Source organism: Streptomyces pristinaespiralis (genome assembly GCF_001278075.1).
Classification (GTDB): domain Bacteria; phylum Actinomycetota; class Actinomycetes; order Streptomycetales; family Streptomycetaceae; genus Streptomyces; species Streptomyces pristinaespiralis.
In genome coordinates, this window is sequence record NZ_CP011340.1 from 5,253,234 (window position 1) to 5,265,000 (window position 11,767).

Sequence of the window (11,767 nt, forward strand, 5' to 3'; positions counted from 1 at the left end):
CTCCCCGGACCCGCCGTCAGTCCTGCCCGTAGCGCGGGTCGACCGACTCCGGCGCCAGCCCTAGCAGCTCCGCGACCTGCTCGACGACCACTTCGTGCACAAGAAGTGCCCGTTCGTCGCGGTTCTTTGTCCGGATCTCGACGGGGCGCCGGTAGATCATGATCCGCGCGGGCCGGTCCTTGGCGGCCGGGACGGCACTTCCCAGGGGCACCGACTCGTCGGGCGAACCAGGGACCTCCAGGACCAGGAAGTCGACATCGGCCAGCTGCGGCCAGTGCCGTTCCAGCCGCTCCACCGAGTCCTGGACCAGGTCACGGAACGTCTCGGCACGGCTGGCCGAGAGCGGCACCTGCGGGGGAGCGACGGGGCCGCGCATGCCTCTTCCGTGGCGGTCACGGCGGCGGGGCCTCGGCTCTGCCGGTCGGGGGGGTACGGGACTGTCCATCACTGACGCAGGGTAGCTCTCCGGGGCCCGCGGCGATCGTCTCCGGGCCGGGGGCGGCCGGCCTGTCGGCGATTGAGCATTTCGGCCAACGTTGAGCCCGATTCCACGACTCCCGCGATCGCCCCTCTCGCCTTAATTGATCTGATTCACTCCACCTCGTGACCGCGCGGTGCCCGGCAGTCCCGGGTGTGGTTCTCTCTCCGTGCAGGTCAGGCCAGTTGCCCGAACAGCCGATATGTCCGAAGTCACACCACGACACGGGGGAGTGACCTGGTGGAGAGTCGTCGCAGCCCGCTCAAGAGTGCGGTACCGTCCAACGTCGTGAGCCCTGTACGTCGCTGTTCGCGCACCGCGTGCGGCCGCCCTGCCGTCGCGACACTGACGTACGTCTATGCCGATTCGACTGCGGTCCTCGGTCCGCTCGCCACCTACGCCGAGCCCCACTGCTACGACCTGTGCGCCGAGCACAGCGAGCGGCTGACGGCGCCACGCGGCTGGGAGGTCGTCCGGCTCACCGACGGCTCCGCCCCGGCCCGCCCCAGCGGCGACGATCTCGAAGCGCTCGCGAACGCGGTGCGCGAGGCGGCACGGCCCCAGGGACGCACGGCGGAAGCGGGCGGCCAGGGCGGCCGGCGTTCCGCGGACCCCATGGAGGTCGCGCGCCGCGGCCACCTGCGGGTGCTGCGTTCCCCCGACTCCTGACCCCACCGGTCCTCCCGCCCGCTCCCGCCCCGTACGACGGCTTTGCGACGGGACGCGGTCCGCGCCCCGTGCCACGGCCCCGTGAGGGTAGTTTGAGGTGACCGCATGGACTTCAGAAGGGGTTGGGCCGTGGCTGCTGATCTGTCGCAGATCGTGAAGGCGTACGACGTCCGCGGGGTGGTGCCGGATCAGTGGGACGAGTCGCTCGCCGAACTGTTCGGCGCCGCCTTCGTCGAGGTGACGGGCGCGGACGGGATCGTCGTCGGCCACGACATGCGGCCGTCGTCGCCCGGCCTGTCGGGCGCCTTCGCACGCGGCGCGGCGGCCCGTGGCGCCGACGTCACCCTCATCGGACTGTGCTCGACGGACCAGCTGTACTTCGCGTCCGGCCACATGGGGCTCCCGGGCGCCATGTTCACCGCCTCGCACAACCCGGCGCAGTACAACGGCATCAAGATGTGCCGGGCGGGTGCCGCGCCCGTCGGCCAGGACACGGGCCTGGCCGACATCCGCCGGCTCGTGGAGACCTGGTCCGACGAGGGCGCCCCCGCCCCCGCCGGGACGCCGGGCACGGTGACCGAGCGCGACACGCTCACCGACTACGCCGAGCACCTGCTCTCGCTCGTCGACCTGTCCGCCATGCGTCCCCTGAAGGTCGTCGTGGACGCGGGCAACGGCATGGGCGGCCACACGGTTCCCACCGTCTTCGGCCCGCTCCCCGTCACGCTCGTCCCGATGTACTTCGAGCTGGACGGCACCTTCCCCAACCACGAGGCCAACCCGCTCGACCCGGCCAACATCGTCGACCTCCAGGCCCGCGTGCGCGAGGAGGGCGCGGACCTGGGCCTCGCCTTCGACGGCGACGCGGACCGCTGCTTCGTCGTGGACGAGCGGGGCGAGGGTGTCTCCCCGTCCGCGATCACCGCCCTGGTGGCCGCCCGGGAGCTGGCCAAGCACCCCGGCGGCACGGTCATCCACAACCTGATCACCTCGTGGTCCGTGCCGGAGGTGGTCCGCGAGAACGGCGGCACGCCGGTGCGCACCAGGGTCGGGCACTCCTTCATCAAGGAGGAGATGGCCCGCACCGGGGCGATCTTCGGCGGCGAGCACTCGGCGCACTACTACTTCCGCGACTTCTGGAACGCCGACACGGGCATGCTCGCCGCCCTCCATGTCCTCGCGGCGCTGGGTTCCCAGGACGGCACACTGTCCGACCTGGTCGCGCAGTACGACCGGTACGCGGCCTCCGGCGAGATCAACTCCAAGGTCGACGACCAGGCCGGCCGGGCGGCGGCGGTGAAGACCGCGTTCGCCGGCCGCGAGGGCGCCACGGCCGACGAGCTCGACGGGCTGACGGTCACCACCGCGGACTGGTGGTTCAACCTGCGCGCCTCGAACACGGAACCGCTGCTGCGGCTCAACGTGGAGGCACGCGACGAGGCGACGATGGCCAAGATCCGCGACGAGGTCCTGGCGCTCGTACGGGCCTGAACCCACCGGCAGGGGTGGGGACGGACCTCCCCACTCCTGCCCGCCGGCCCACGCCGCCCCAGAACAAGCCGCACCCCGCCCCCCGGCGGTAGGCTGACGAGGCTTGATCCGCCACACCGTGAGCGCATGTCCGGCGCGAGCGCAACCGCTCCGTCGTCAGATGTGCGACATGCCGAAGGGACACCGCTGTCATGCCGCTCGAAGCCGGCCTCCTGCAGATCCTCGCCTGCCCGGCCTGCCACGCCCCGCTCGACGACCGCACGGCAGCCGACACGCCCGAGCTGATCTGCACCGGCACGGATTGCGGCCTCGCCTACCCGGTGAGGGACGGCATCCCCGTCCTCCTCGTCGACGAGGCCCGCCGCCCCGCGTAAGGCGGCACCGACGGACGGCGGTGCGACGGACCACGGGCCCGGTACGACGGCGCCCGACAGGACCGGGACCCGCCGTCGAGGCCGCGTCCCGACAACCGCACAACACCCCCCGCACGCGTACGGCGATCGGAGGCCCACCCCCATGCTCGACGAGTCACTCCTCGACGACCCGGACGCCTTGGCCCGTGCCGACCGCCGCGGCCTGCTCCGCGGCGCGGCCGAGGCCGGGGCCCGGGTGCGCACTGCCGCCAGGCACGCGGACGAAGCAGGCATCGCACGGCTCGATCCCGACGGCCGGCCGCGGGCCGTCCTCGTCGCCGGCCCCGGTACCGCGGCCCTGGGCGTCGCGGACCTGATCGGCGCCCTCGCCGGTGCCTCCGCCCCCGTCATCCCGCTCCGCCCCACCGGCGTCGCCCACGCGGCGGGCGCCCTGCGCTGGGCCCTGCCGGGCTGGGCGGGCTCCCTCGACCTGCTGCTCCTCACGACCACGGACGGCAGCGAACCCGGTCTCGCGCTGCTCGCCGAGCAGGCGTACCGGCGCGGCTGCACGGTCGTCGCCGTCGCCCCCCAGACCTCGCCGCTCTCGGAGGCGGTCGACGGGGTCCACGGACTGGTCGTCCCGATGGCCACCGCCCCGTACGAGGCGTACGAGGAGGCCCAGGCGGCCGCGCCCGGCGCTCTCTGGGCACTGTTCACGCCCCTCCTCGCGCTCCTCGACCGCCTCGGGCTGGTCGACGCGCCCCCGGAGACGCTCGCGAAGGTCGCGGACCGGCTCGACCGCACCGCCGAACGGTGCGGTCCCGCCATCGCCACCCACAGCAACCCGGCCAAGACCTTGGCCGCCGACCTCGCCGAACGGCTCCCGCTCATCTGGACGGAAGGCGCGGGCGCCGGCCCGGCGGGCCGCCGCTTCGCCGCGGTCCTCGCCGAGCTCGCGGGCCGCCCCGCGCTCGCGGCCGAGCTGCCGGAGGCACTGCCGGCGCACGGAGTGCTCCTCGCCGGCGACTTCGCGTCGGGCGCCGACGAGGACGACTTCTTCCGCGACCGGGTCGACGAGCAGCAGGCGCTGCGTGCCCGCGTCGTACTGCTGCGCGACCGGCCGGCCGGCGGCCTCACCGCGGCACCCGCCGCCCGCGAACTGGCGCTCGGCCACGACACGGCCGTCAGCGAGCTCGAACCGGAGGACGGCTCGCAGCTGGAGTCGATCGCCGAACTGCTCGCCGTCACCGACTTCGCCGCCGTGTACCTGGCCCTCGCGGGATCCGACAATCCGCACGAGTAGACGTACAACGGCCGCACCCGCACCACGACGACCGACGAAGGACCAGGGAAGACCATGGATCGCCTCGCCAACACCGTGCGCCCCTACGCATGGGGGTCCACGACCGCCATCCCGGAGCTGCTCGGCGTCGCTCCCACCGGCGAGCCGCAGGCCGAGATGTGGATGGGAGCACACCCGGGGGCACCGTCCCGCGTCACCCGCGGCGGCGAGGCGGAGCGCGCCCTGTCCGACGTGATCGCCGCCGCCCCCGAACGGGAGCTCGGCGACGCGGCCGTCGCCAAGTTCGGGCCTCGGCTGCCCTTCCTCCTCAAGCTCCTTGCCGCCGCCTCGCCCCTCTCCCTCCAGGTCCACCCCGATCTCGCCCAGGCCAGGGACGGCTACGGCGCGGAGGAGAGCGCCGGGGTCCCCATCGACGCGCCGCACCGCAACTACAAGGACGCCAACCACAAGCCGGAACTGATCTGCGCGCTCACGCCGTTCGACGGCCTCTGCGGTTTCCGCGCACCCGCCGCCGCGGCCGAACTGCTCGCCGGACTCGAGGTCGACTCCCTCAAGCCGTACGTCGACCTCCTGCACGCGCGGCCCGAGGACGCCGCCCTCCGCGAGGTGCTCACCGCCGTACTGACCGCGGACCCGCAGGAGATGGCTGCCTGTGTCGCGGAGGCAGCGGCCGCCGCCGAGCGGCTCGGCGGTGCTTACGCCCCGTACGCCGAGATCGCCCGCCACTACCCGGGTGACCCGGGCGTCATCGCGGCGATGTTGCTCAACCACATCCGACTTCAGCCGGGAGAGGCGCTGTTCCTCGGCGCCGGTGTGCCGCACGCCTACCTCGACGGGCTCGGCGTCGAAATCATGGCCAACTCCGACAACGTGCTGCGCTGCGGTCTCACCCCCAAACACGTGGACGTCCCCGAACTCCTGCGCATCGTCCGGTTCGAGGCGACCGAACCCGCCGTGCTGCGCCCCGAGGCGTCACCCTCCGGCGAAGAGGTCTACGAGGCTCCCATCGACGAGTTCCGGCTGTCCCGCTACGTGCTCGCGCCCGACGCGGAGCCGCGCGACGTGACCGCGTCCACGCCGCAGATCCTGCTCTGCACCGCAGGCGGCGTCACGGCCGGTGAACTGAGGCTGGGACCGGGGGAGTCGGCGTTCGTGCCTGCCGGGGAGAAGGTGGAGATCTCGGGTACGGACGGCGGTCCCGGCACCGTCTTCCGCGCGACTGTGGTGGCCTGAGTCGGCACTGCTGACCGCTGCTGCGACAATGGCGCACCGCCGAGACCGTGCGCAGGACCGGTCGGCGTACGTACGAAGGGACATCGGGCAAGCATGAGCGCGTCAGGCGGTACCAAGGCGATCGTGGCAGCACTCGCCGCGAACCTCGCAATCGCGGTGGCCAAATTCGTGGCGTTCCTCTTCAGTGGTTCGTCGTCGATGCTCGCCGAAAGCGTCCACTCGCTCGCCGACTCGGGCAACCAGGGCCTGCTGCTGGTCGGCGGCAAGAAGGCCCAGCGGGAGGCGACCCCGCAACACCCCTTCGGGTACGGGCGCGAGCGCTACATCTATGCCTTCCTCGTCTCCATCGTGCTGTTCTCCGTCGGTGGCATGTTCGCCATCTACGAGGGCTACGAGAAGATCAAGCACCCGCACGAGATCGAGGCCTGGTACTGGCCGGTCGGCGTGCTCGTCTTCGCGATCATCGCCGAGACGTTCTCGTTCCGCACCGCCATCAAGGAGTCCAACTCGGTGCGCGGCAAACTGACCTGGACGCAGTTCGTGCGCCGGGCCAAGGCGCCCGAGCTTCCTGTGGTGCTCCTGGAGGACCTCGGCGCCCTGGTCGGTCTGATCCTCGCCCTCGGCGGCGTCGGCCTCGCGCTGCTCACGGGCGACGGCGTCTGGGACGGCATCGGCACCCTGTGCATCGGCGTCCTGCTCATCGCGATCGCCATCGTGCTCGCCGCGGAGACCAAGTCCCTGCTGCTGGGTGAGTCCGCGGGCACGGACGACATCGAGAAGATCAAGGCCGCCACGGTCGACGGCCGGACCGTCACCCGCATCATCCACATGCGCACCCTCCACCTCGGTCCCGAGGAACTGCTCGTCGCCGCGAAGATCGCCGTCGAGCAGCACGAGACCGCCGACGAGGTGGCGGAGGCCATCAACGCCGCTGAGGACCGCATCCGCGCGGCCGTGCCGATCGCGCGCGTGATCTACCTCGAGCCGGACATCTACGACGCGTCGGTCGCCGCCGGGGGCACCGACCCCGCCAAGTCGCCGGGCGGCTCCGGTCACTGAGCGGGCCGAACGCCGCACGGGGAAGGCCCCCGGACCGTGTGCCACCGGCGATGCCGGCGGCGCTGGTCCGGGGGCCTTTGCCGTGCGCCGTACCTGGCAGGCCGTTCGGGTGCCTTGCCGTCGGGTGTGGCGTTGTCCTTACCGGAGACGCGGGCAGCCGGCACGCCCGCCGCCCGCTCGCCGGACTCGTCACGTGGTTCTCCTGACGCTCGCCCCGCCGCCGGCTCGTGCGGGTGGTCCCGGCCCGCCGGTGGGACGCCGGCACCGTCACAGGATTCCGGCCGGCTCCGAAGCCCGGAATCCTTGGGCCGGCCGCCTTCCGGCCCCGGGAGACTGGCCGGAACCCGTACCTGGGCGGGCTGGGGCCGGCTGGGCCGATCGGTGTAGATTCGTAACCAGTCAGACGTCGCTGCTGATGGCGGTCGGGCGGTCCCGCGCGGACCGGCCGAGGGAGAGAGGGCCTCCGACGGACTGTCCTGCGGACTCCCGGGCATTCGTATGCCTTGGCCGCCGCAGAGCCAGCCGTAACCACCCTCGACCCGAACCACGAGGAGCAGCTCGCATGTCGACTGTCGCCAATGGCCAGGACTTCAAGGTCGCCGACCTTTCCCTCGCCGCCTTCGGCCGCAAGGAGATCACTCTCGCCGAGCACGAGATGCCCGGCCTGATGTCGATCCGCAAGGAGTACGCCGAAGCCCAGCCGCTCGCCGGCGCGCGCATCACCGGCTCCCTGCACATGACCGTGCAGACCGCGGTCCTCATCGAGACCCTGGCCGCCCTGGGCGCCGAGGTCCGCTGGGCCTCCTGCAACATCTTCTCCACCCAGGACCACGCCGCCGCCGCCATCGCGGTCGGCCCGAACGGCACTCCCGAGAACCCGCAGGGCATCCCGGTCTTCGCCTGGAAGGGCGAGACGCTGGAGGAGTACTGGTGGTGCACGGAGCAGGCCCTGACCTGGCCGAACACCCCCACCGGCGGCCCGAACATGATCCTGGACGACGGCGGTGACGCGACCCTCCTGGTCCACAAGGGCGTCGAGTTCGAGAAGGCGGGCGCCGCTCCCGACCCGTCCACCGCGGACAGCGAGGAGTACAGCCACATCCTCCGCCTGCTGAACCGCACTCTCACCGAGAACCCGCAGAAGTGGACGCAGCTGGCGTCCGAGATCCGCGGTGTGACGGAGGAGACCACGACGGGTGTGCACCGTCTCTACGAGATGCACCGTGACGGCACGCTGCTGTTCCCGGCGATCAATGTGAACGACGCGGTCACGAAGTCGAAGTTCGACAACAAGTACGGTTGCCGGCACTCGTTGATCGACGGCATCAACCGTGCCACCGACGTCCTGATCGGCGGCAAGACGGCGGTCGTGTGCGGTTACGGCGATGTGGGCAAGGGCTGTGCGGAGTCGCTGCGCGGTCAGGGCGCGCGGGTGATCATCACGGAGATCGACCCGATCTGCGCGCTGCAGGCGGCGATGGACGGCTACCAGGTGACCACGCTGGACGAGGTGGTGGAGAGCGCGGACATCTTCATCACCACGACCGGCAACAAGGACATCATCATGGCCTCGGACATGGCCCGGATGAAGCACCAGGCGATCGTGGGCAACATCGGGCACTTCGACAACGAGATCGACATGGCCGGTCTGGCGCAGCTGCCGGGTGTGGTGAAGGACGAGGTCAAGCCGCAGGTCCACACCTGGACGTTCCCCGACGGCAAGGTCCTGATCGTGCTGTCCGAGGGGCGTCTGCTGAACCTGGGCAACGCGACCGGTCACCCCTCCTTCGTGATGTCCAACTCGTTCGCGGACCAGACCCTGGCGCAGATCGAGCTGTTCACGAAGCCGCAGGAGTACCCGACCGACGTCTACGTGCTGCCCAAGCACCTGGACGAGAAGGTCGCCCGGCTCCACCTGGACGCCCTCGGGGTCAAGCTGACCACCCTGCGCCCGGAGCAGGCCGCCTACATCGGCGTCGAGGTCGAGGGTCCGTACAAGCCGGACCACTACCGCTACTGATCACGTACTGATCACGACGGCGTAGCGCAGCGCCGTAGGCAGTACTCGCAGAGCAGTACCAGGCAGGCCCCCGCACCCCCGTGTCGGGGGCCTGCCCCGTACCCTCCTCGCACGGCTCCGGCTCACGCCTCACCGCACAAGGACACCTACGCCCCCATGCCCCGCGGCCGCTATTCGCTCCACGATCCGCACGACCACACCCCCCTCGGTGAGGAACACTTCCAGTGCGCCCCCGGCCCCTCCGGCTGGCGATACGTCTCCCGGACCACCACTCCCTCCGGCGACGACGCCGGATCCGTCGACCTCGCGCTCGACGAGCTGGGCCGCCCCATCCGCCTCGAACTCCACGCGGCGAGCTGGCAGGTCCGCGGCGCGGCGATCGACGGCGTCACCTGGGTCCGCACCGACCCGACCGGAACCGACGCACGTGAAGGCAACGCCCCCGCCCATGCCTTCACCGGCACCTCACCCGCCTTTCTCGTCGCAACGGCCCGTCTGCTGCGCCTCGCACCAGGCGCCCCCGCCACCCGCGTACGTCTCCTCGCCTTCACCGACCCCGTACTGGCGCCCCGGACCGTCGACCAGTCCTGGGCGCTGGTGAAGAGTGAAGCGCACACCACTGACAACGGCCTTCTGACGGTGGACGAATACCAGGTCAACGCCCTGGACACAGGCGAGCAGCATGCCGTCCACATCGCCGGGGACGTGGTTCTCGCGGCGCCGGGGATCGAGCTCGAGGACCTCGAGAGCCCGCCTTCCACCTTCCGCTGAACGCGGTTCGCCGGGCGGCGCCTTCTTCACCGCGGGGGCGTGGGGCAGGGCCGCGGGCAGTGGGGGAAGGCATGGGCGCGGTGCTCTGCTCAGGGTTCAGGCGCTCACGCCTTCAGAGTTCAGGCGTGCAGGATGCAGGCGCTCGGGGCTCAGGGCCCAGGCGCGCTCAGCGCTCAGGGCTCAGGCGCTCAGGCGCGCACAGGGCTCAGACGCTCAGGCGGGAGGGGCGAACCCGCCGGACGCCGCAGTCGGCGGGGTGTCCGCCGAAACCGGCGCCGCCGTGCGGGGCGGCGGCGGGCCGCCTGCTGCGGCTGCGGCCGGTTGCGCGTCCGGGCGGACGGTCATCGGGGGCGCGGGGACCCCGGCGCGACCGTCGGCGGCCTGCCCGGAGGCGGCTTCGCGTGCGGCCGCGGTGAACGCCCGCCGGGCGTCACGGGCCTGCCGCTCGTTGACCACTGCGGCCAGATACGCGGCCGGCGGAACGCCGTCCGGCGCAGGCGTACCGGTACGCGCGGCCAGATCACCGGCCAGCCGCTGCGCCATCGACCAGCTCACCGCAGGATCCAGCTGCCTCATCCGGGTCAGGTACTGGCGTATCGCCAGCCACAGGTCGTCCGGCACTCCCGACAGGTCGAGCTGGGCGAACCGTCCGACCAGCCACGGCGGCGGAGGAGGCGACGCCATCGGACCGCGGGCGGCCGGGACCCGCTCCCTCACGACGAGGGTCCCGGCGAAGACGTCGCCTATTCGCCGGCCCCGCTCCGACACCAGCGAGGCGATGCAGGCGATGACCCCGAAAGTGAAGAGGACCTCCACCACGCCCATCGCCCCGCGCACCAGCGCGTGGCGGAAACGGATCGGCCCGCCGTCGTCGCGCACCACCCGCAGTCCGCAGGCCAGCTTTCCCAGGGAACGCCCATGGCTCAGAGTCTCCACGGCTATCGGCGCACCGACCAGGACGAGCAGGAACGATGCGATGGACACCGCCATGACAGCGGCCTCGTCCAGCGACGCCGTCGCGATCGCCAGACCGATCGACAGCAGCAGGTACACGGTCCAGATGACGGCGAGATCGATCACGAGGGCGAGCGCCCGGCTCGGCAGTCTTGCCGGCTGCAGCCCCAGTACGACCGCGTCCCCCGTCACTAGCCCACTCACTGCTGCCCCCTGTCTTCGCGGTTCTTCGGTCTTCCCTGCCCCTTGATCTCCCAGTCTGCCAAGCTGACCGACAGCGTGTCGCAGTAGTGCAGCAGTGAAGTAGTACGGACCGTACGCAATGCACCCAGTGCCTGGAGCAGCAGCCGACCATGGACCTCGATGTCTTCGTGACAGCCCACCGCGCAGAGTGGGACCGCCTGGACCACCTCCTTCGCCGGGGCGGTCATCTGACGGGTGCGGAAGCAGACGAGCTCGTCGCCCTCTACCAGCGCACGGCCACTCATCTCTCCCTTGTGCAGTCCAGCGCTCCCGAACCGGCACTGACCGCCAGACTCACCCAGCTCGTGGCGCGGGCACGCGCTGTGGTCACGGGCACCCGGCGGTCGAGCTGGAGGGACGCGGTCCACTTCCTCACCGCCGGATTTCCCGCCGCCGTCTACCGCTCCCGGCACTGGTGGATACCGACAGCGGTGCTCTCCACCCTGCTCGCCGCACTCATCGGCTGGTGGATCGGGGCCCATCCGGAGGTCCAGTCCGCGATCGGGGCCCCGGAGGAACTCCGTCGGCTCACGCGTCCCGGCGGCGAGTACGAGACCTACTACTCGAGCCACCCCGCCGCCTCGTTCGCCGCCCAGGTCTGGACGAACAACGCTCAGGCAGCCGCCATGTGTCTGACTCTCGGCGCCTTCCTGTGCCTGCCGGTCATCTGGATCCTCTTCCTGAACATGCTGAATCTGGGCGTCGGTATCGGGCTCATGTCCTCCGCCGGCCGGCTCGACGTGTTCCTCGGTCTGGTGCTCCCGCACGGGCTGCTCGAGCTGACGGCCGTGTTCGTCGCCGCCGGCACCGGCCTGCGCCTCGGCTGGACGGTCATCGACCCCGGACCGCAGAGCCGCCGCACCGCGCTCGCCCAGCAGGGCCGGGCGGCGCTCGGTATGGCCATCGGCCTGGCACTCGTGCTGTTCGTGTCCGGCCTGATCGAAGGCTTCGTCACCCCCTCCGGACTACCGACATGGGCGCGCATCACCATCGGCATCGTCGCCGAGCTGGCCTTCCTCGCGTACGTCTACATCCTGGGCGGCCGAGCGGCCCGCGCAGGGGAGATCGGGGACGTGGAGGAGGCGGACCGCAGCGCCGAGCTGCCCACGGCGGCCTGATGTGCGTACGGGCCCTGTGAGCTGCTAGTCTCCTCTTCGCCCCACAGACCCCGTTGACACGGGACCTGTGGGGAG

Annotated in this window: 11 protein-coding genes; 9 read left to right on the forward strand and 2 right to left on the reverse strand. The window is 71.5% G+C overall.

Going from position 1 to position 11,767, the window contains the following annotated elements:
* Positions 1–16: 16 nt before the first annotated feature.
* On the reverse strand, positions 17–445 hold the full coding sequence (locus SPRI_RS22405) for a metallopeptidase family protein (protein WP_078951277.1): 429 nt from the start codon (positions 443–445) through the stop codon (positions 17–19).
* Positions 446–718: 273 nt separating this feature from the next.
* Here SPRI_RS22405 and SPRI_RS22410 point away from each other — a divergent pair, with 273 nt between their 5' ends.
* The 8 genes from SPRI_RS22410 (at position 719) to SPRI_RS22445 (ending at position 9,377) form a co-directional block, all read left to right on the forward strand.
* On the forward strand, positions 719–1,147 hold the full coding sequence (locus SPRI_RS22410) for a DUF3499 domain-containing protein (protein ID WP_053557230.1): 429 nt from the start codon (positions 719–721) through the stop codon (positions 1,145–1,147).
* A 105-nt stretch (positions 1,148–1,252) separates the two neighbouring features.
* Entirely contained in the window at positions 1,253–2,638 is a 1,386-nt protein-coding gene (locus tag SPRI_RS22415; RefSeq protein WP_053557231.1) for a phosphomannomutase/phosphoglucomutase, read from the forward strand.
* 191 nt (positions 2,639–2,829) lie between these two features.
* Complete coding sequence (locus SPRI_RS22420) at positions 2,830–3,012, forward strand: Trm112 family protein (RefSeq protein ID WP_053557232.1); 183 nt, start codon at positions 2,830–2,832, stop codon at positions 3,010–3,012.
* 142 nt (positions 3,013–3,154) lie between these two features.
* On the forward strand, positions 3,155–4,294 hold the full coding sequence (locus SPRI_RS22425; RefSeq protein WP_053557233.1) for an SIS domain-containing protein: 1,140 nt from the start codon (positions 3,155–3,157) through the stop codon (positions 4,292–4,294).
* Positions 4,295–4,348: 54 nt separating this feature from the next.
* The gene (gene manA, locus SPRI_RS22430) at positions 4,349–5,527 is read left to right on the forward strand and encodes a mannose-6-phosphate isomerase, class I (RefSeq protein ID WP_053557234.1); all 1,179 of its coding nucleotides are present in this window, start codon (positions 4,349–4,351) and stop codon (positions 5,525–5,527) included.
* Between the two features lie 93 nt (positions 5,528–5,620).
* On the forward strand, positions 5,621–6,586 hold the full coding sequence (locus tag SPRI_RS22435; RefSeq protein ID WP_053557235.1) for a cation diffusion facilitator family transporter: 966 nt from the start codon (positions 5,621–5,623) through the stop codon (positions 6,584–6,586).
* A 562-nt stretch (positions 6,587–7,148) separates the two neighbouring features.
* Positions 7,149–8,606 carry an adenosylhomocysteinase gene (gene ahcY, locus SPRI_RS22440; protein ID WP_053557236.1) on the forward strand — a complete coding sequence of 486 codons (1,458 nt, stop codon included), beginning with the start codon at positions 7,149–7,151 and terminating at the stop codon, positions 8,604–8,606.
* 156 nt (positions 8,607–8,762) lie between these two features.
* Positions 8,763–9,377 carry a hypothetical protein gene (locus tag SPRI_RS22445; RefSeq protein ID WP_053557237.1) on the forward strand — a complete coding sequence of 205 codons (615 nt, stop codon included), beginning with the start codon at positions 8,763–8,765 and terminating at the stop codon, positions 9,375–9,377.
* Between the two features lie 213 nt (positions 9,378–9,590).
* Here the strand turns inward: SPRI_RS22445 and SPRI_RS22450 are convergent, their stop codons facing one another.
* Complete coding sequence (locus tag SPRI_RS22450) at positions 9,591–10,535, reverse strand: RDD family protein (RefSeq protein WP_182327665.1); 945 nt, start codon at positions 10,533–10,535, stop codon at positions 9,591–9,593.
* Positions 10,536–10,684: 149 nt separating this feature from the next.
* Here SPRI_RS22450 and SPRI_RS22455 point away from each other — a divergent pair, with 149 nt between their 5' ends.
* Complete coding sequence (locus SPRI_RS22455; protein ID WP_053557239.1) at positions 10,685–11,692, forward strand: stage II sporulation protein M; 1,008 nt, start codon at positions 10,685–10,687, stop codon at positions 11,690–11,692.
* Positions 11,693–11,767: the final 75 nt, after the last annotated feature.